At 70.5% G+C, this 19838-nt stretch carries 20 protein-coding genes; 15 read left to right on the forward strand and 5 right to left on the reverse strand.

Annotated elements, in window-relative coordinates; genetic code table 11:
- Positions 1-219: 219 nt before the first annotated feature.
- The gene (locus JIX55_RS45465; RefSeq protein ID WP_257569712.1) at positions 220-1728 is read right to left on the reverse strand and encodes a class I adenylate-forming enzyme family protein; all 1509 of its coding nucleotides are present in this window, start codon (positions 1726-1728) and stop codon (positions 220-222) included.
- Positions 1728-1979 (reverse strand): acyl carrier protein, encoded by a 252-nt coding sequence (locus JIX55_RS45470; RefSeq protein ID WP_257569068.1) that lies wholly within the window; start codon positions 1977-1979, stop codon positions 1728-1730. The genes JIX55_RS45465 and JIX55_RS45470 overlap by 1 nt, the downstream gene beginning before the upstream one ends.
- Before the next feature lie 221 nt (positions 1980-2200).
- Between JIX55_RS45470 and paaA the strand changes: the two genes are divergently transcribed.
- The 8 genes from paaA to kynU all read left to right on the forward strand — a co-directional run bounded on the left by paaA (position 2201) and on the right by kynU (position 8910).
- Entirely contained in the window at positions 2201-3220 is a 1020-nt protein-coding gene (gene paaA / locus JIX55_RS45475; RefSeq protein WP_257569069.1) for a 1,2-phenylacetyl-CoA epoxidase subunit PaaA, read from the forward strand.
- Positions 3217-3525, forward strand: a complete 309-nt coding sequence (gene paaB, locus JIX55_RS45480; protein ID WP_257569070.1) for a 1,2-phenylacetyl-CoA epoxidase subunit PaaB — start codon at positions 3217-3219, stop codon at positions 3523-3525. The genes paaA and paaB overlap by 4 nt, the downstream gene beginning before the upstream one ends.
- On the forward strand, positions 3515-4303 hold the full coding sequence (gene paaC, locus JIX55_RS45485; RefSeq protein ID WP_257569071.1) for a 1,2-phenylacetyl-CoA epoxidase subunit PaaC: 789 nt from the start codon (positions 3515-3517) through the stop codon (positions 4301-4303). Before paaB ends, paaC begins: the two co-directional genes overlap by 11 nt.
- On the forward strand, positions 4300-4797 hold the full coding sequence (paaD, locus tag JIX55_RS45490) for a 1,2-phenylacetyl-CoA epoxidase subunit PaaD (RefSeq protein WP_257569072.1): 498 nt from the start codon (positions 4300-4302) through the stop codon (positions 4795-4797). The genes paaC and paaD overlap by 4 nt, the downstream gene beginning before the upstream one ends.
- Before the next feature lie 8 nt (positions 4798-4805).
- On the forward strand, positions 4806-5912 hold the full coding sequence (locus JIX55_RS45495) for a 2Fe-2S iron-sulfur cluster-binding protein (RefSeq protein WP_257569073.1): 1107 nt from the start codon (positions 4806-4808) through the stop codon (positions 5910-5912).
- Between the two features lie 78 nt (positions 5913-5990).
- Complete coding sequence (locus JIX55_RS45500) at positions 5991-6836, forward strand: tryptophan 2,3-dioxygenase (protein ID WP_257569074.1); 846 nt, start codon at positions 5991-5993, stop codon at positions 6834-6836.
- Complete coding sequence (locus tag JIX55_RS45505; RefSeq protein WP_257569075.1) at positions 6829-7635, forward strand: alpha/beta hydrolase family protein; 807 nt, start codon at positions 6829-6831, stop codon at positions 7633-7635. Before JIX55_RS45500 ends, JIX55_RS45505 begins: the two co-directional genes overlap by 8 nt.
- Positions 7636-7638: 3 nt before the next feature.
- A complete protein-coding gene (gene kynU / locus JIX55_RS45510) occupies positions 7639-8910 on the forward strand; it encodes a kynureninase (protein WP_257569076.1) in 1272 nt (423 codons plus the stop codon).
- Between the two features lie 150 nt (positions 8911-9060).
- Here kynU and JIX55_RS45515 read toward each other — a convergent pair whose 3' ends face one another.
- A complete protein-coding gene (locus tag JIX55_RS45515) occupies positions 9061-9648 on the reverse strand; it encodes an RNA polymerase sigma factor (RefSeq protein ID WP_257569077.1) in 588 nt (195 codons plus the stop codon).
- Between the two features lie 606 nt (positions 9649-10254).
- On the opposite strand from JIX55_RS45515, the gene ccrA reads away from it, so the two are divergent.
- From ccrA to JIX55_RS45540, 5 genes are all read left to right on the forward strand, one after another.
- Positions 10255-11613: a crotonyl-CoA carboxylase/reductase gene (gene ccrA, locus JIX55_RS45520; protein WP_257569078.1), complete on the forward strand. Its 1359-nt coding sequence runs from the start codon at positions 10255-10257 to the stop codon at positions 11611-11613.
- Between the two features lie 50 nt (positions 11614-11663).
- On the forward strand, positions 11664-12662 hold the full coding sequence (locus JIX55_RS45525) for a 3-oxoacyl-ACP synthase III family protein (RefSeq protein WP_257569079.1): 999 nt from the start codon (positions 11664-11666) through the stop codon (positions 12660-12662).
- Entirely contained in the window at positions 12659-13549 is an 891-nt protein-coding gene (locus JIX55_RS45530) for a 3-hydroxybutyryl-CoA dehydrogenase (protein WP_257569080.1), read from the forward strand. The genes JIX55_RS45525 and JIX55_RS45530 overlap by 4 nt, the downstream gene beginning before the upstream one ends.
- Positions 13550-13613: 64 nt before the next feature.
- On the forward strand, positions 13614-14444 hold the full coding sequence (locus JIX55_RS45535; RefSeq protein ID WP_257569081.1) for a thioesterase II family protein: 831 nt from the start codon (positions 13614-13616) through the stop codon (positions 14442-14444).
- Positions 14445-14558: 114 nt separating this feature from the next.
- A complete protein-coding gene (locus tag JIX55_RS45540; protein WP_257569082.1) occupies positions 14559-14774 on the forward strand; it encodes a hypothetical protein in 216 nt (71 codons plus the stop codon).
- A 130-nt stretch (positions 14775-14904) separates the two neighbouring features.
- On the opposite strand, the gene JIX55_RS45545 is transcribed toward JIX55_RS45540, so the two are convergent.
- Positions 14905-15738, reverse strand: coding sequence for an AfsR/SARP family transcriptional regulator (locus JIX55_RS45545; protein WP_257569713.1), 834 nt, complete (start codon positions 15736-15738; stop codon positions 14905-14907).
- Between the two features lie 899 nt (positions 15739-16637).
- Between JIX55_RS45545 and JIX55_RS45550 the strand changes: the two genes are divergently transcribed.
- On the forward strand, positions 16638-18008 hold the full coding sequence (locus JIX55_RS45550; RefSeq protein WP_257569083.1) for a sensor histidine kinase: 1371 nt from the start codon (positions 16638-16640) through the stop codon (positions 18006-18008).
- Positions 17924-18535 (forward strand): response regulator transcription factor, encoded by a 612-nt coding sequence (locus JIX55_RS45555; protein WP_257569084.1) that lies wholly within the window; start codon positions 17924-17926, stop codon positions 18533-18535. The genes JIX55_RS45550 and JIX55_RS45555 overlap by 85 nt, the downstream gene beginning before the upstream one ends.
- Before the next feature lie 53 nt (positions 18536-18588).
- Here the strand turns inward: JIX55_RS45555 and JIX55_RS45560 are convergent, their stop codons facing one another.
- Entirely contained in the window at positions 18589-19368 is a 780-nt protein-coding gene (locus JIX55_RS45560) for a glucose 1-dehydrogenase (RefSeq protein ID WP_257569085.1), read from the reverse strand.
- Positions 19369-19838 lie beyond the last annotated feature (470 nt).

Here is a 19838-nt window from a genome sequence, read left to right on the forward strand (position 1 = left end):
GTCCAGGCTCACGCGGTGATCGGTCGCCGGCGTCGGCTTCAAGTCGGCAGCGAACGTGCTCGGCGGCTGCCGAGCACGGTCAGGGCGTCGCCCCCGTACGTGCCCCTCGCCGCGGCCCCTCGTACGAGCGTGGCACGCAGGCTCCACGGACGATTCTCCGGCGTCGAGGCCCGGCGGCGGGCTCGGCGGCGGGCTCGGTGCCGCGGGAGGGCGTGCGGGTCAGACGGGCAGAGACCTCTTGAGGATCTTGCCTGCGGGGTTCCTGGGCACCTCGTCGATGAACCGGATGTGCCGGGGCCGCTTGTACGCGGCGAGGAGACCGGCCAGGTGGGCCTGCACCTCGTCGGGGGTGGTCCCCTCCTCGGCCACCACGAAGGCCAGCGGCGCCTCGCCGTAGTCGGCGTCCGCCACCCCGACCACGGCGGCGTCGTGCACCGCGGGGTGGGAACGCAGTGCCTGTTCGATCTCCCTGGGGTAGACGTTCTGGCCCGCCCGGATGATCAGGTCCTTGCTCCGGTCGATGAGGTGCACCCGCCCGTCGCGGTCGACGAAGCCGAGGTCGCCGGTGCGGATCCAGCCGTCCGTCGTGATGTCGGCGGTTGCCTTCTCGTCGTTCCAGTAGCCGCGCATCACTCCGGGGCCGCGCGCACAGATCTCCCCGATGACGCCGGGGGGCACCTCCTGGTCCTTCGGGTCCAGGGCCTTCACCGACATGCCGGGGATCACCCGGCCCGCCGGGATCACGTCGGTGGTGCCCGGCGCGGGGTGCTCGTCCGGACCGAGCGTGACGAACGGACCCCCCACCTCGGTCATCCCGTAGACCTGCCGGAAGCCGCAGTCGAGCCGTTCGACGGCCTCGGCGTAGACCTCCGGCGGCATCGGCGCGGCACCGTAGAGCACCTCGCGCAGACCGGACAGGTCCGTGCTCCGCAGCGACTTCGACTGCATCAGGAAACGGAGCATCTGAGGCACCAGCCAGACGTGCGTGGCCCGGTTGTCCTCGATCGCGGCCAGCGCCCGCTGCGGCTGGAAGCCCGGCATGAGCACCACGGTGGCACCCGCGGCCATATAGGTGAGGGAGACCACCATGCTGCCGTGGTACAGCGGGCAGCAGTTGACCAGCACGATGTCGTCCGTGGGCCCCACCTCGGCGAGCCAGCCGAGCGCGATGGCCCGGAAGGAGGCGTGGTCCACGGCGACGCCCTTGGCCCGTCCGGTGGTCGCCGAGGTGTGCAGGATCGCCGCGGGCGCGTCGTCCGGCACGTCGGGAAGGCCCGCGTTCCCGGCAGGGTCTGCCACGGGCGCGTCGGGAAGGGCCGGCCCGTCCGTCTCGCACAGTGCGGCGAACTCCGCGCCGTCCACCGACAAGCGGATCCGCACCGGCAGGTCCGGATGCCGATCCAGCAGGGCCGACTCACCGATCACCGCCACCGGGTTGCAGCGCTCCGCGATCTCGGTCACCTCGGTCGGGGTGAGGCTGTGGTTGAGCGGGACGAACAGCGCTCCCAGACGGGCCAGCGCGAAGTACGTCTCCAGCACCTCGACGCGGTCCAGCGAAAGGACGGCCACACGGTCGCCACCGCGGATGCCGCGCTCGGAGAGCCCGTGGGCGAGCCGGGCCACCCGGTCGTGGAACTCGGCCCAGGTGACCGAGCGGTGCGCGTCCACCAGTGCCGTCCGGTCCGGGAAGCACTGGCGGTTGCGCTGCAGCAACTGGGTCAGCCACATCACACACCGTCCGGCTGCGGCTCGGCGTCGGCGCGGTCGGCGAGGAACCGCTCGTAGTCCGCGATCGTGGACAGCTTCTCCATGTCCTGGGCGGTGATCTCCGCCCCCGTGCGCTGTTCGATGAGCAGGACCAGACGCACCAGGTCCCCCGAGTCGATACCACTGGCGGCCAGATCGGTGTCGTCGCTGAGTTTCTCGGCGTACTCCGACGTCCCAGTCAGTTCGGTGAGTAGCTCACGGATGGTGCTCATACAGGTCCACCTTTCGAAGCGCCAAGCGGTCTCTCGGATCGGAAGGAGGATCAGGAGGGCGCCGACAATCCCTGCCACCGCTGTGGTGTTGCTCACGCCGTCCCGGCAGGCGCGGAGGGATTGAACCAGCCGCGCCGCTACTCCTCCGTATGTGAAGCCACCCACCACGGGAGTTCTTCACACGGTCCGGACAGAGGGGCAGAGGGGAGCGGAGGTTCCAGGTGACCACCGAGGCAGGTTCCACGGCCGTCGTCGCGGACGACGACAAGCAACTCGACGAGTACTTCGAGGCACTCGTCGCGGCCGACGAGCGGATAGAACCCCGGGACTGGCTGCCCGACGGCTACCGGCGGATGGTGATCCGGCAGATCGCCCAGCACGCGCACTCGGAGATCATCGGGATGCAGCCGGAGGGGTCCTGGCTGACCCGGGCCCCTTCCCTACGACGCAAGGCAGCCCTGCTCTCCAAGGTGCAGGACGAGGCCGGACACGGCCTGTACCTGTACGCGGCGGCGGGGACCCTCGGCGTCACCCGGGCCGAACTCCTCGACGCGTTGCACAGTGGACACCAGCGGTCCTCGGACACGTTCAACCACCCCGCCCTGACCTGGGCCGACACCGGGGCGATCGCCTGGCTGACGGACGGTGCGGCGGTGATCAACCAGGCCCCGCTGTGCCGCACCTCCTACGGCCCGTACGCGAGGGCCATGCAGCGGGTGTGCCAGGAGGAGACCTTCCACGTCCGTCAGGGATACGACCTGCTCTGGGCGTTGTGCCGGGGCACGCGGGAGCAGCAGGAGATGGCGCAGGACGCCGTCGACCGGTGGTGGCTGCCCGCGGTGGCCCTGATGTTCGGCCCGCCGGACACGGTCGAGGGCGGCGGCGGGGACGCGCGGGCCGCGGCCGTGGGCGCCGCGGTCAGTCGCCGTTCGATGGCCTGGGGGATCAAACGCCACACCAACGACGAGTTGCGGCAGCGCTTCGTGGACAGCGTCGTCCCGCAGGCGGAGCGGCTCGGGGTCACCCTGCCCGACCCGGCGATCCGCTGGAGCGAGGAGCGCGGGCACTACGACTTCACTCCGGTGGACTGGCAGGTGTACCGCACGGCCCTGGCCGCCGGCGCACAGTGCGGCCGGCAGCGGCTGGCGCACCGCGTGGCGGCCCACGAGAACGGGGCCTGGGTGCGCGCGGCGGCCGACGCCTACGCGGCACGCCGGGCGACGGAAGGGCGGGAGCAGTGAGCCGCGAACGCGAAGCCGCCGGGGCGCAGACGCCCTGGGAGGTGTTCATCAGGCCGCGTCGTGGCCTCTCCCACCAGCATGTCGGGTCGGTCCACGGCGCGGACGCCGACATGGCCATCGCCAACGCCAGAGACCTCTACACCCGCCGGGGCGACCCGCTGTCGATCTGGGTGGTGCGTTCCGACGCGGTGCGTGCCTCGTCTCCCGGCGAGAAGGATCCCTTCTTCAGCAACGGAGCCGACAAGCCCTACCGGTATCCGCAGATGTACGTGCCGCTCAACGAGGCAGGCGACCATGGCGAGTGAACTCCCCGGCGCCGTCGCCGGGTCGCGGAACCAGGACATCGCCGAGTACGCCCTCAGGCTCGGTGACGACGCGCTGATCCTCTGTCAGCGACTGTGCGCGTGGGTGACCAACGCCCCCACCATCGAAGAGGATCTGGCACTGTCGAACATCGCCCTGGACCTGCTCGGCCACGCCCGGACCCTGCTGAGTCTCAGCGGCCGTTCGGACGGGACGGACCGCGGCGACGACGACCTCGCCTACCGCAGGACCGAGCGGGAGTTCCGCAACGCGCTGCTGCTGGAGCTGCCGGGCGGCGACTTCGCCGTCACCATCGCCCGGCAGCTGGCGTACACGCACTACATGAGTCTGCTCTACGCGGAACTGGCGGCCTCGGCCGATGAGGGGCTGGCGTCGTTCGCCTCCCGCGCGGTCAAGGAGGCGGAGTACCACCGCCTGCACGCCTCGCAGTGGACCGTACGGCTGGGCCTGGGCACCGAGGAGAGCCGTCGGCGGATGCAGGAGGGGCTGGAGCACATCTGGCCCTACGCGGCCGAGCTGTTCGAGGCCGACGACCTGACGGCCCGGCTCGACACCGACGGCACGGCGGTCGCCCCGGCCCGCCTCAGGGCCGCTTGGCGACGGGAGGTGGGCGAGATCCTGACGGAGGCGGGGCTCACCGTCCCGACGCCGTCCTGGCAGGCGACCGGCGGGCGGTCGGGACTCCACACCGAGGCGTTCGCCCCGCTGCTGGCCGAGTTCCAGTCGGTCTTCCGGCAGTATCCCGGAGGTGTCTGGTGAGCGCGGCCCTCCGGTTGGACCTCGGCCGGCTCCGGGCCCGGGTGGGGGCCGTACCGGACCCGGAACTGCCGATGATCACCCTGGCCGATCTGGGAGTGGTCCGTTCGGTGCGGGAGGGCGCGGACGGTGTCGTGGAGGTCGTCGTCACGCCGACCTACCTCGGTTGTCCGGCGCTCCCGGTGATGGAGGCCGACCTGCGGACCGTACTGGCGGAGTGCGGGCATCCCGACGGGCGGGTGACGTGGGTGCTCTCGCCCGCGTGGACCACCGACTGGATCAGCGAGGCGGGCCGCCGCAAGCTCGCCGACCACGGCATCGTGCCCCCCGGCGACGCCGGAGCACCGCTGACGGTCCGGCTCGGCCTCGGCCGTCCCTGCCCGCACTGCGGTTCCGTGGCGACCCGGCCGGTCGGCCCCTTCGGACCGACCGGATGCCAGACGGTCCTGGTGTGCACCGCCTGCCAGGAGTCCTTCCCCCACATGAAGGCGGTGTGACGGCGCCCATGAAGACGACCGAGCACGGCGCGGCGGCACCCACCGAGCGGGCGACCGGATGGCACCGGCTGCGGGTGGCGCGGGTGCGGCCGCTCACCGATGACGCGGTGGCCCTCACGCTGGACCTCCCGGACCGGCCGGCCGACACCTTCGCCCACCGGCCCGGTCAGCACGTGACCGTCCGGCACGTCCTGAACGGGACCGAGATCCGCCGTAGTTACTCGATCTGCCCGCCACCGTCCGAGCGGCGCGAACTGCGCCTGGTGGTCAAGCGCCTCGGCCCGGGCGGCTTCTCGGAGTACGCCACGACCGCGCTGACCGCCGGTGACACGCTCGATGTCGCGCCTCCGACCGGCGGTTTCGGGCTCGTGGAGCGCCCCGGGGCGCACCATGTGATGGTGGCCGCCGGCAGCGGCATCACCCCGCTGCTGAGCATGGCCACGGCGGCACTGCGGGACGACCCACGGTGCAGGGTGTCGCTGATCTATGCCAACCGTACGGCCCGTTCGGTGCTCCTCGCCGACGAACTGGCCGACCTCAAGGACGCCTACGTCGACCGGTTCCTGCCCCTGTACCTGCTGACCCGGGAGACCCGCGAGGCCGAGATGCTCTCCGGCCACATCGACACCACGAGGCTGCCGAGACTGCTCCGCGCGGTCGGCGCCGAGCCGGACGGCCACACGTACGCCTACCTCTGCGGGCCCTGGGGGATGGTCACGTCAGGGCGCGAGGCCCTGACCCGGTGGGGTGCCGACCCGGCACGGATACGCTGCGAACTCTTCTCCCTCGCCCCCCAGGAGCAGCCGTCACCACCGGCGGCCGAACTCCGCGGCCGCACCGCGCGGATCACCGCCTCCCTCGGCGGACGGACGGCGGTGACCGTCATGGAGGAGCAGGACCGGACGGTGCTGGACGCACTGCTGCGGGTCATGCCGGACACGCCGCACTCCTGCCGCGAGGGTCTGTGCGGAAGCTGTCGCGCCCGGGTGACCCGCGGAACCGTCACGACCGGCCACCAGTACGTGCTGGGGCCCGGAGAACTGGCGGCGGGTTACACCCTCGCCTGCCGCGCCCGCCCGGAGTCCGACGAGACGGGGCTGGACTTCGACCTCTGAGCAGTCGACAAGGCAACCGCACGGCCACTGCTCGCCGTATCCAACACGCCCATCAGTGCACGCTGTTGAGGAGACGCGATGACCGACACCACGTCACTGCCCTGCGATCCGGGGCCGGACGATCCGCTGGTGAACTTCCAGGGAAAGACCCCCTACGACGACTACGTCCACGCCTCGGTGCTGTCCTCCCTGCAGCAACCCCTGACCAACGACCCGAACGAGATGCCGTTCCTGGTCACGACCCAGGTGATGGAGCTGTGGCTCACCCTGCTCGTCCACGAGTGGCGGGCCGCCCAGGACGCGCTGGTCAAGGACGACCACGAGTGCGCCATGGAGGCCCTGCGCCGCAGCATCACCGCTCATCACGCCCTCAACGACTCCATCCGGCCGATCGCGAGGATGACCCCAGCCCAGTTCAACGGATTCCGCGAGGCGTTCGGCGCGGCGTCCGGCTTCCAGTCGGCGAAGTACCGGCAGATGGAGTTCTTGCTCGGCCACAAGTCCCGTTCGCTGATGAACCCGCAGCGTGCGGATCCCACGGCTTACGCCGAGCTGGAGGAACTGCTGAACCAGCCGTCGCTGTACGACTCGACGCTGGCCTACCTGCACCGCCGGGGCCTGCCCGTCCCGGAGCATGTCCTGGAACGCGACGTGACCGCCCCGTACGAGGCCGACCCGGACGTCGAGGAGGTCTGGCGGCAGATCTACGCCGGCCCGCAGAAGGACCCGCTGCTGGACCTGGGCGAGGCGCTGACCGACATCGCCGAGCTGGTTCTGCGCTGGCGTGGCGACCATCTGCTCGCCACCCGCCGGGCGATGGGCGCCAAGTCGGGCAGCGGCGGCTCCTCGGGCGTCGCCTGGCTGGAGGACCGAGCCGCCCGTTCCGTGTTCCCCGAGCTCTGGACGGTGCGCGGTCGTGTCTAGGCAGTTCTCCGAAGCCGCCCTCGAGGAAGAGCGCCGGGTGCTGGCCCTGAAACCCGTACTCGCGCCGGTCCACCGCTCCTACGGCGAACACCCCAGCCAGGTCTACGACCTGTGGCCGGCCGAGGACCCGGACGCCCCGCTGGTCATCCTGCTGCACGGTGGCTACTGGCGGTACAACCGGATGCATCTGACGCCCTTCGCCGCGTACCTGGCGGCGAACGGGTTCACCACCGCGCTGCCCGAGTTCCGGCGGTCCGGCGGCGACGGCGGCTATCCGGGCACCTTCGACGACATCGCCCTGGCGGTGGACACCATCCCCGCCGGCCGCCCCTACGTGCTGGCCGGCCACTGCTCCGGCGGCCACCTCGCCCTGTGGGCGGCCGCGCGCGGGCTGCTGCCCGCCGACTCGCCGTGGCACACAGGCGACCTGCCGACCGCGGTGCTCGCGCTGGCTCCCGTCACCGATCTCGCCGGGACGATCCGGGAGGACCTCAGCAACGGTGCGGCGCTGGAACTGCTGGGCGGCGCCGACCACGCCGAGTCCCGGATCCCGGTCACCGATCCGCTCACCCTGCTGCGGGAGAAGGGCTCGACCGGCGTGCCGACGGTGGTCCTGCACGGTGCCGCCGACGAAGAGGTGCCGTTGGAGCAGTTCAGCGACTACATGGCGGCGCACCCGGAGGCCGAACTGGTCGTCCTGCCGGAGACCGGCCACTACACCCTCATCGAGCCCGGCTCGCCGGCCGCCCGCGCGGTGACCGACGTCTTCGCCCGGCTGTCGCGCCACGAGAAGGGATGACCGGTGACCGTCCACGCCGAAACCGCACCCGCCCTCGAGGAACTGCGGACACGGGCGTCCGCACTCGACACCGCGGACCCGCTGGCAGCCCACCGGGAACGCTTCGCCCTTCCTGACGGAATCGTCTATCTGGACGGCAACTCGCTCGGTGCCCTGCCGGCCGCCGTACCGGGAGCGCTCGCGGATGTCGTCCACCGGCAGTGGGGTGACGGCCTGATCCGGTCCTGGAACGAGCACCGGTGGTGGCAGGCGCCGTCGCGGGTGGGGGACGTGATCGGACGGCTGCTCGGCGCGGCACCCGGGCAGACCGTGGCGGGCGACTCCACCACCGTGCAGCTGTTCAACGGCCTGACCGCGGCAGCGCGGCTGCGTCCCGGGCGGCGGCTGCTGCTGACCGACCCGGGACACTTCCCCACCGACCAGTACATCGCCGACTCGGTGGCCCGGCTGCTCGGCCTGGAGGTCCACCGGATCGCGGTGGACGGCCTGCCGCGGTTCCTCGCCGAACAGGGACACGAGGTGGCGGTGGCCGGCTACTCCCCGGTCGACTACCGCACCGGCGAGCTCCACGACATGGCTGCGACCACCCGTGCCGTACAGGAGGCCGGGGGACTGATGCTGTGGGATCTGTGCCACGCGGCCGGCGCGCTGCCCGTCCAACTGGACGAGCTGGGCGTCGACCTGGCGGTGGGCTGCGGTTACAAGTTCCTGTCCGGCGGACCGGGTGCCCCCGCCTTCCTCTACATCGCCCGGCGCCACCAGGCCGCCTTCGACCAGCCGCTCACCGGCTGGAACGGGCACGCGGATCCCTTCGGACTGAGCGGTGACTACACCCCTGCCCCGGGAGTGGAGCGGGCGCGGATCGGCACGCCGTCCATCCTCTCCCTGCTCGCCCTGGAGGCGGCCCTCACTGCCTTCGAGGGGACCGACATGGAGCAGATCCGGGCCAAGAGCCTGTCGCTGACCGGGTTCTTCATGGACTGCGCCGACACCCTGCTGGACGGTCTCGGCTTCACCGTGGTCACCCCACGGGAACCGCACCGGCGCGGCAGCCAGGTGGCTCTCCGGCACCCGGACGCGTATCCGCTGGTGCGCGCGCTCGCCGCCCGCGGCGTCATCGGCGACATGCGGGCTCCGGACCTGCTGCGGTTCGGCGTCAACGCCCTGTACGTCTCCCACCGCGACATGCTGACGGCCGTACGGCACCTGCGGGAGGCCGTGACCCACGGGGAGCACGGGGACCCGCGCTTCCGACAGCGTGCCGCCGTCACCTGACCGCCCGGCACCCGGCTCGCGCCGCGGACGGCGGACGTGATGTCCCGCGGCGCCGACGCGGGTGCCGAGTCGCGGGACCGGAGCGCGCGGGGACGAGGGACTCCTGTGCGGGGACGAGGGACTCCTGTGCGGGGAAGTGGGCCGGGCCCGTCAGGCGGACTGCTGGTGCCAGGCGTCGTGGAAGTTTCGCCGGGCCCGGTACAACCGGGAGCGGACCGTCCCGAGCGGCAGGGCGAGCGCGGTCGCCATCTCCTGCTCGTCCAGGCCGTAGAGCGCGCGGAGGGTGAGTACCTCGCGATGGTGGTCCGGCAGCCGGTCCAGGACGTCGCTGATGTGGACGGCGGCCATGGGATTGGTGTCCTGGACCAGGTCGGGCAGATCCTCGGCCGCGAAGTCACCCAGACGCCGGTGGGTGCGGATGGCTTCCCGTACCGCGATGGCGCGGACCCAGGCGTGGAAGGCATTGGGCTCGCGCAGTCCGTGGACGCCGCGGTAGATGGCGAGCATGGCCTCCTGCGCGGCATCGAGGCCGTGCCGTCGGGTGACCCGCTGACACAGCCGTACGACCAGCGGGGCAACATGCTGCAACAGCTCGTTCATCGCCTGACGGTCGCCGGCCTGAGCGCGTGGCAACAGGATGCTCACCTCCGGGACGTGGCCGTCGCGGAGGGCGATGACGTCGGCGCCGCGGGGCCCGGCGCCGGTCTCGGGCGTGCTGGACGTAAGGGTGCTGGACACGGGGCTCCCACGAGTGCGGCGGGCGGTTCGGGGGCTGGTTGTTCGGCCTTGACGACGTCCCTCAGCGTCCGCCGCCGTGGTCAGTGGCACGGCTCCGCGAGGCGCCCCCCAGGGCATCGGGCCGGTCCTGCTGGTGGTGCACCGCGCGATTCACCTTCTGACGTGTCCGGTGCGTTCGTGGCACCGTCGACTCGCCCGCGCGCTCGGAGAGACCACCCGGAGGGCTCACCGGCACAACGTCGTACGCCGGGTGAGCTCGGACCTCGGGATCTCTCATGCTTCGAGCCTGTCCAGACCAACTGGAATCTGCCTCGAGCCCCGGCTGAACGGACGGGCTGTCTCCCGGCTCCCGGAGGCCGAACCGGCCGCGCCCGGCCTCAAGCGGATCTCCGCCGAAGTGCGACCCGCCAGTGGTGTGATCCGGTCCGGGCCCTGTGCTCCCGGACCGACGGAGGTGTACGCGTGCGAATTCCGGGCGCCAGGCATTTCGGCTTCGCCGAGGGCGATCCGGCGCTGCAAAAACATCATGCTGGAGCACGGCAAGGAAACACTCAAGGCCAAAGCCGTGGGAAAGAAACTGTTCTGAGTCCCATCGGAGGAATTTCCATGTTTTCCCTGACCGAGGCGGTACTGGCCGGCGCGGACCCGGAGGAACTGCAACGGGAGAAAGTGCCGGACGAATACCTCGCCGCCCACCTTCGCAAGGAAGATGTGGGCATCTTCACGGGGGTGGAGGACAAGGACGTCCGGAAGTCGCTTCACGTGGGCATGGTGCCCATGCCGGAACTGGCCCCGGATGAAGTGCTGGTGGCCGTGATGGCCAGTTCCATCAACTACAACAGCGTCTGGTCGGCGATGTTCGAGCCGCTTCCGACGTTCTCCTTCCTGGAACGCCAGGGCAGGGACGGTGGCCACGCGGCCCGGCACGACCGGCCCTACCACGTCATCGGGTCCGACGCGGCCGGCGTCGTGGTCCGGTTGGGCTCCGGCACGCGCGGCTGGCGGGTGGGCGACCACGTCGTGGTCTCCTGCATGCAGGTCGACGACCAGGAGCCCATGACCCACGCCGACGGAGTGCTCGGCGGCGGCCAGCGCGCCTGGGGCTTCGAGACCAACTTCGGCGGGCTGGCGCACTACGCGGTGGTCCGGGCGAGCCAGCTGCTGCCCAAGCCGGCCCATCTGACCTGGGAGGAGGCGGCCGCCAACCTGCTGACCGCCGGGACGGCCTACCGGATGCTGATCAGTGACCGCGGCGCCCGGATCAAGCTCGGCGACGTCGTCCTGATCTGGGGAGCGGCCGGCGGCCTCGGCGCCTACGCCGTCCAACTGGTCAAGAACGCGGGCGGCATCCCGGTCGGTGTGGTCGGCTCGGAGGAGAAGGCGCGGCTGGTGCGGGACCTCGGCTGCGACGTGGTGGTCAACCGTGCGGAGATCGGCATGGGTGGCGACACCATGCCGGAGGACGCCATCACGCTCGGCAAGCGGCTGGGAAGCATCATCCGCCGGGAGACCGGCGAGGACCCGCACGTGGCCTTCGACTTCGTCGGACGTGCGACCTTCGGGATCTCGGTGTTCGTGGTGCGCCGCGGCGGCACGGTCGTCACCTGCGGATCGAGCACCGGCTATCAGCACCAGTACGACAACCGCTATCTCTGGATGAATCTGAAGCGCATCGTGGGCAGCCACGCCGCGAACCTCCAGGAGATGTGGGAGTGCAACCGGCTGTTCACGCTGGGGAAATTGGTTCCGGCGCTGTCCGAGGTCCATCCGCTGGAGGACATCGGTGAGGCCGTGCGTCTGGTGCAGCAGAACCGGCACGTCGGAAAAGTCGGAGTGCTCTGCCTGGCCCCCCGCGAGGGACTGGGCGTCACCGATCCCGAACTGCGGGCGAGGATCGGGGAGAAGCGGCTCAACCCGTTGCGGAATCCCGCCCGGACTTCCACCCGCGACGTGAGTCCCGCCTGACCCGGAATCCGAAATCAACCCGGAATACCGCCCGAAGGAGACATCGCCCCATGCTTTCCCACTCCATAGGAATCCTGAGCACAGGTTCGTATTTTCCGAAGCAGGAGGTGACCAACGCCGAGGTCGCCGAACGCGTCGGAGTGGAAACCGAATGGATCGAGCGCAAGACACAGATCAGGAGCCGGCGCTACGCGGCACCCGATGAGGCGACGTCCGACCTGGCCGCCCGCGCGGCTGCCGAGGCACTGGATCAGGCCGGCGTGTCGGCCGAGGACGTGGACTATCTGATCGTCTCCACCTCGACGGGGGACTCGCCGCAGCCCCCCACCGCCTGCCTGGTGCAGGACATCCTGGGCGCCGGTCGTGCCGCCTGCTTCGACATCAACGTGGTGTGCAGCGGCTTCGTCTACGCCCTCGCGCTCGCCCGTGCCCTGGTCGCCCAGCGGCCGGAAAGCCTTGTCCTGGTGGTCGCCGCCGATCTGTACTCCCGGTGCCTGGATTTCTCCGACCGCCGCACGGCGGTGCTGCTCGGTGACGCCGCCGGGGCCGCGCTCGTCGGCCGGACGGACGACGCGTACGGGTTCGTCGACTTCGAACTCACCAGCCATGGTGACGCCCAGCGGCTCATCCGGGTGGACGCGGGCGGCAGTCGGCTCCCGGCGTCCGCCGAGACCGTCGCCCGTGGTGACCACTTCTTCCGCATGGACGGGCGGGGTGTGCGGGACTTCGTGATGGAGAACTTTCCGCCCTTCGCCCGGCGCCTGGCCGACCGGACGGGCATCCCGCTCAGCGAGGTGCGGCACTTCGTTCCGCACCAGCCCAACGGTGTGCTGCTCTCCCAACTCGTCGAGGCCGGCGGCCTGGACCACGCGCACACCCACCGCACGCTGGAGCGCTACGGGAACACCGGGAGCGCCTCGGTCGCGGTCACCCTGGACGACGCCGCCCGCGCGGGACACCTGCGCCCGGGTGACCTGGTCATGCTGGGCAGCTTCGGCGGTGGCATGTCGATGGCGGCCGCCTATCTGCGCTGGGGGGCCGCCGCATGACGCCGACGTCACACCACGAGGAAGCGGCCGGCCGGGTGGAGCGGGTCGGCGTCGTCGGCTGCGGACTGATGGGCTCCGGCATCGCCGAACTGTCGGCGATGGCCGGGTACGACGTGCGGGTGGCGGTCTCCTCGCAGGACTCCCTCGCGGCCGGGCGCAGGCGCATCCTTGCCTCCCTCGACCGGGCGGTGCGCGCGGAGCGGGTCGGCGTGGCCGAGCGTGATGCCGCGCTGGGCCGGATCTCCTTCACCACCGACCTGATCGACCTGGCGGACCGTCAGCTGGTGATCGAGAGCATCGCCGAGGACAAGGCCGCCAAGGTCGACCTGTTCGCCCTGCTCGACAAGACGCTGGCGGATCCGGAGGCGATCCTGGCCTCCAACACCTCCTCCCTGTCCGTCACGGCCATGGCGAGCGCGACCAACCGGCCCGGGCAGGTCCTGGGCATGCACTTCTTCAGCCCGACGCAGCTCATCCCGCTCGTCGAGCTCATCTCCTCCCTGCACACGGCGGAGTCGGTGCTGGCCCGGGCCGACGAGTTCGTGACCGTGGGCCTCGGCAAGCAGGCCATCCGGTCGGCGGACCGTACCGGTTTCGTGGTGAACGCGCTGCTGGTGCCGTATCTGCTGTCCGCCATGCGCATGGTCGAGTCGGGCTTCGCCTCTGCCGAGACCATCGACAGCGGCATGACGCTGGGCTGCTCCCACCCCCTGGGCCCGCTCAAGCTCGCCGACCTGATCGGCCTGGACGTCCTGCACTCGGTGGCCGACGCCCTCTACGACGAGTTCAAGGAGGCGCTCTACGCCCCGCCGCCGCTGCTGACGCGCATGGTCGAAGGCGGGCTACTGGGCAAGAAGACGGGGCGAGGGTTCTACCGCTACGGGTGACCCGGACCCACTGGTGATCGACGGGGCACGGGAGCTCTCCGTGCCACCGGAAAGGAGACGATCCATGACGCAGGTCTCCTCCCCCGAGAGCCGGCTGACTCTCTACTGTCTGCCGCACGCCGGCGGCAGCGCACGGCCGTACGGCCGCCTGGAGGCGGCGGTGCCACGGGGAGTACGGGTGGTCCCGTTGGAACTGCCCGGCCACGGGAGGCGGCTGCGCGAGCGCCCGCTGCGGGACATGGGGCAGGTCGTGACCGAGGTGATCCGTCTGATGGGGGAGGGCCGGGGCCGGCCCTTCGCCCTGTTCGGCCACAGCTTCGGCGCACTCGTCGGCTACGAGACCACGCGGCGTCTGCGGCAGTTGGGCACACCGCCCGAACTGCTGCTCGTCTCCGGGCGGAACAGCGCCGCATGGCCGCTGTCCCACGAGCCCCTCCACCTGCTTCCGGATCCGTCGTTCGCGGCCGGGCTGAGCCGGATGGGGGGCATCCCGGAAGCCCTGCTCGCGGAGCCGGCGGTGCTGCGGGTGTACCTGCCGTCGCTCCGCGCCGACCTGCGGATGGTCGAGACCTACGCACATACGCACAGGGAGCCGCTGGAGGTGCCGATCGCCGCCTTCGCGGGACTCCAGGACCGGCTGACCGATCCGGCGGGCATGGCAGCCTGGGCCGAGCTCACCTCACGGCCCTTCGATCTGACGCTGCTGCGCGGGGGCCACTTCTTCCTCGACGAGCCGGAGTTCCGGACGGCCATGGAGTCCCGGCTGGGCCGGATCGGTCCACCGGCCGTCGCGGCGGCGACCGGGTCGGGCTCAACCGCGGGACCGGAGCATGGACGCGAACGGTCCCGCGTACCAGGAGGCACGACGGCAGAGCTCTCCGAGGAGGAGATATGAGGAGGAGAGACACGGCCGGATCAGCGCGTACGTGGAGAAGGAGTCTCTCGGCGGCAGTGGTGTGTCCGAACCGACCGCGGACACACCACTGCCGGAATGCGACGTTCCACCTCGATGAACAGGTGCCTCCTGCTGTCCTCCTTCATCCGCGCGGAACTCGGCGTGGACGTCCCGCCGACCCACATCACCGGCGAGAACTCCGCCACGCTCAGGACGATCACGGACATGGTTCTCGACCTGCCCAGCAGGTCGGCTTCCCCGAGAAGTGCGGCGCCGCCCGGACCTCCGCCGAGCGGCGGGACATCGACCCCATGGGATTCCGCGGGCTGACCCACGGTTTCGGGCGGCCGATGTCCTCGTGCTCCGAGGCCCACCAGGGCGGCCGGCGACCCGCATGCTGACAGGTGTCAGCGTCGCGCCGGTTTCGGGGACCCGGAGGCCCCGGTGGCAGCGCGCAGCCTCAGGCGGCGGTCGGCCGGTCGCTCAGCCGGGCCGCGGTGCGGCTGTGGGATGTGGCGAAGCTGCGGTGGTCGGTGATCTCCTCGCCGGAGAGCACCGCCTGGTGCAGCCGCCGCAGTCGTTCCGAGGGCTCCAGGCCCAGTTCCTTCACCAGGGCGGAGCGTAACCGCTGGTAGACCTCCAGGGCCCGCCACGAGCCGCCGGCCCGATAGAGGGCCGTCATGAGCTGCGCGCAGAACGTCTCGTGCATGGGGTGCCGGGCGGCCAGCACGGAGAGTTCCGGGACCACTTCGCCATGGCGGCCCAGTCTGAGGTCCGCGTCGATCCGCTGCTCCAGGACGGTCATCCGCTTCTCCTCCAGGCGGACGACGTCCAGCTCCAGCACTCGGCCCACCTTCACATCCACCAGGGCGGGCCCGAGCCAGAGCCCGAGGGCCTGGCTGAGGAGTTTGGAGGCCGTGCGGTCGTCACCCGCCTCGAGGGCTCCGCCTCCCAAGGCGGCCAGTTTCTCGAATTCCTGTGCGTCCAACCGCCCGGGCTGGGCCCGCAGGAGATACCCACCGTGCCGTGTCACCAGCACCTCCTTCGCATCGGCGTCGCACTCCAGGGTGGCGGAGAGCTTGCGGCGCAACTGCAGGATGTAGGTCTGCAGTGTCGTGGCGGCGCTGCGCGGCAGCTCCTCGCCCCAGATTTCCTCCATCAGGGTCGGCACGGTGACGACGCGATCAGCCTGCAGTGCCAGGAGCGCCAGGACCTGGCGGGGTTTGGTGGCACTGGGGACGAACGACGACTGTCGGTAGGTGGCGGTGAACGGCCCGAGAACCGTGATGCCCATCATCTGAGTCCTCTGCTGTCTTGCGGAACGTGCCCCGAAGACTGGCAGGGCCGTGCCATGAGGCCCAGTGCCCCACTCACGAGTCTGGACGTGAATATGTCATGTCATGGCTCAAGTGGGCCCCAGGTGCCGCTCTGTCCATCAGCCGGGCGAGCTTTGGTCACCTGTTGGACATCCCGTCCGTGAAAGCGTGACCTGTTCGCAACGGAAACCGGCCTCTTAAGTTTCAAGATCTTGCATTAAGGCTTCAAAGCCCGCCATCATGGCTCCATGAGCCTCCCCCCACTCAGTACCCCCGTTACTGCCATGGCGGAATTATCTTCGCGCGACACGGCGCAGGAGCAGGGGTCTTTATTCTTCACATGCCCGGGTGTGCCGCGGCCGGGCCGCTGGGGGCGTCGGCGTGCATATGCCATCGGTGACGCGTGCCACTTTCAGGTCCGCCGGGCGGTTGCCGTCCGTAGCCGTGGGGCATGGACCTCGCGTAACGAGCGGAATACCGGGACATCGGCGCTCGGGGGCTGCCGTGTCGAAGGCGGATGGAGGAAACCGAGAAGGAGGGCCGGGGGGCAACCTCGGCATTCACTTCTGTGCTTTTGTTTTGCCCTGAATACTGCATTTCCTCGCGAAAATCAACATGTCGTCGGCCCTCCTCGACGCGGCCGCTCCCGGGTGATCGGAAATGGCGACCGCCTGACGTGAGAGTGACATTCAGGGGGGCAAGCGGCGGTCGTCCTGACGTTCGATCAGTCACGAAGACGGGAAATCCCGCATCGCGCGACGCGTTTGAGGCATGGCCGCTGCCCACCACGAACGGCCGGCGCGAGGAGAACGACATCGTGAGTGCTGCCTGGGGCAATCGAAGGCACGTCGGCGTCTTACGCGAGACGTTACCCAGAGTGCTCGGGAGGCGGTGGACGGACGGACTGGACCGGCTGCCGGACCAAGACATCCCCACGCACTGGCTGACCCGGATCATCACCGTCGTTCCACTCGCGTGGATCGCCTTGCAGTGTCTGCTCGACGCGCTGGCCGAGCAGCCCCGACCCGCGCCCGTCATCGCTCTCCTGACGCTCGTGGTCGCCGCTCAGATGGCCGTCGTGACGGTGGGGACGCGGTGCCGGACGAACGGCCAACTGCTGGCGATCCTCTGTGCGCAGGCCGCGCTGACCTATCTGCCCATCCTTTGGTACGGCGCTCCCTGGGCCCGTATGACGGGGCCACTGGCCGCTTCGGTCCTGCTGGTCAACATGCGCGGGGTCTGGCTCGTCTGGTCTCTGGTCGTCGCCAGCTCCCTGGGCATCGCCTGGGCGGAGGTGCCGTTCCTCACGGCTGTCTCGTACGCCATGTACACGGTGTTGGCGGGATGGATGATCTGGGGATTCAGCAGACTCTCCAGTCTCGTCGCCGAGGTGCACGCCGAGCGGAGCGAACTGGCCAGGGCAGCGGTGACGCGGGAGCGGCTGCGCTTCTCGCGGGACCTCCACGACCTGTTGGGGGGCAGCATCTCCGCCGTCATCCTGAAGGGGGAGCTGGCCCATCGACTGGTTCCGGCCGAGGAACGCCGCGCCCGTCAGGAGATCGCGGCGGTGCTGGACATCTCGCGCCAGGCCCTCGCCGAGCTGCGTGTGGTGGCCAAGGGCTACCGGTACCCCATGTCGTTCGCGGCCGAGCAGGAGTCGGTGCGGTCGGTCCTGACCACGGCCGGGGTGGACGTGACCATGATGACCGAGCCCGACCGGCTGGACCCGGCGCTCGACGCCGTCCTGGCCATCGTGTTGAGGGAAGGAAGCACCAACATCCTCAAGCACAGCAATGCCGGAAACTGCCACGTCACGCTCACCGTGTCCCACGGAACCGCGCGGCTCGTCATGGTGAACGACGGCGTCGTCCCGTCCGCCACGGGGCAGCACGGTGGCCAGGGACTGGCCAATATCGGCGCCCGCCTGGCGGAGTTCGGCGGCCGGACGGAGGCGGGCGTCCACAAGGACGGTCTCTTCCATCTCGTCGCGGAGGCGCCACTCTGGCTCGCGGAGCCACCACTGCGGCTCACGGAGGTGCCACTGCGGCTCGCGGAGGCGCCACTGCCGCTTCCGAACTGTCGGGCGGCCGCTGTCGAAGCAACGGGGGGCAGGGAAAGTGCACCGGCGTGGGGCCGGAGCGCGCGGAACGAAAGTAAACGACCATGCACACCAGAATCCTGCTCGCCGAGGATGTCCCTATGGTCCGCGGAGCACTGGCCGCCCTCCTGGAGCTGGAGGCGGATCTGACCGTCGTGGCCTCAGTGAGCAGGGGGGACGACATCGTACCGACCGCTCTCGAGACCCGGCCCGACGTCGCGGTGCTCGACATCGATCTCCCCGGCACGGACGGGCTCACCGCGGCGACGGAACTCCATCAGAAGCTCCCCAGCTGCCGCACCCTGATCCTCACCTCCTTCGGCGGCCCGGGCATGCTGCGACGCGCACTGGCCGCGCAGGTGTCGGGGTACCTGCTCAAGGACGCCCCGCCCAGCCAGCTCGCCAGGTCGGTGCGTGCGGTCGCCGCCGGTCAGCGCGCCATCGACTCCGAGCTGCTGCTGGACGCCTGGAACTACCCGGAGAGTCCCCTCTCGGCCCGCGAGACGGAGGTCCTGCGGCAGACCGCCCGAGGTGCCGACGTCGGCGAGATAGCGAACGGCCTGTGCCTGTCCAAAGGGACCGTGCAGAACTACCTGACCTCCGTCGTCACCAAGCTCGGTGCCCGGAACCGCATCGACGCGGTCCGGATCGCCTACGACCAGGGCTGGTTGCCCTGAGCCGGGCGGCCGGCGCCGGAGTGCCCTTCGCGTGCTCCGGCGAGCCGGAGCGGTCAGATGCCCAGCAGCAGGCCGCCGCTCGCGTCCAGGCACTGGCCCGTCACCCAGCGGGCGTCGTCGCTCGCCAGGAAGGCGACCACGTCCGCGATGTCCTCGGGATTGCCCAGACGGTTGAACACGGAGGCGGACTCATAGCGCGCCCGCACCTCGGGCTGCTTGAGGGTCGGGTTGATCCCCGTTTCCGTGACACCGGGGGACACCGCGTTCACCGTGATCCCCCGCGGGCCGAGTTCCTTGGCCAGAGTGCGGGTGAGTACGTCTATCGCGCCCTTCGACATCGAGTAGGCGACGATCCAGGAGAAGGCGACGCGGGTGGCCAGTGAGGAGATGTTGATGATCCGGCCGCCCTCCCTCATCCGGCCGAGAGCCTGCTGGATGACGAAGAAGGGGGCCTTGGTGTTGACCGCGAAGACCCGGTCGTACTCCGCATCGGTCACCTTCGAGATCTCCACGGGGAGCGTGATGCCCGCGTTGTTGACCAGGATGTCCAGCCCAGGTCCGGAGCCGTGCCCGGCCAGCCCCTCGTCGAAGGCCGCCCAGAGCGTGGCGGCGTCCCCCGGCACGCCGAGTTCCGCGTGGACGGCGAAGGCGTGCCCGCCCGCCGAGGTGATCTGCTCGACCGTCTCCTTGGCGGCCACCGCGTCGTGGCCGTAGTGCACCGCGACAAGTGCGCCCTCGGCCGCCAGCCGTATCGAGACGGCTCTGCCGATACCCCGGCTGCCGCCTGTCACCAGTGCCGTCCTGCCGGAAAGCCTGTCCACTGTGGTCCCCATTCTCCGGCGCCCGCGGGCAGTACCCAGCGGCACGCGATCGGTACTCAGATGTCGAAGTCCAGCGTTGTCCCGTCCGACTCCGGACGCGCGCGGCAGGCCGGACGTATCCGGCCGCCGCCTCGGGCCCAGCGCGTACGGGCGGTCCATGGTGACGACCACGCTGATCAGCCTCGCCCGGCAGCTTCCGCACGGACCGGTCGCGAGCAGCGCCTCGAACTCCTCTTGCTCCTTGTCGAGGCGTTCCTCGCCGCCATGTTCCGCACCGAGCTGCCTGCCGCCCGCCGGACGACCGGCGTGGCGGCGTGCGGGACGTCGGACCGCCGATCTCCGAGAGCACTTCACCACTCCTTCGCCTGTCGGTCCTGCCGGGCGTCTTCCGAAGGACGGCTTCACTGAATGAGGAGTGCCGACGCGGCCTTCGCAATCCCCCCGCCCCGCGCGACAACGGCGTGATCAACGCCACACCGGCG

The organism is Streptomyces sp. DSM 40750, assembly GCF_024612035.1.
Classification (GTDB): Bacteria; Actinomycetota; Actinomycetes; order Streptomycetales; family Streptomycetaceae; genus Streptomyces.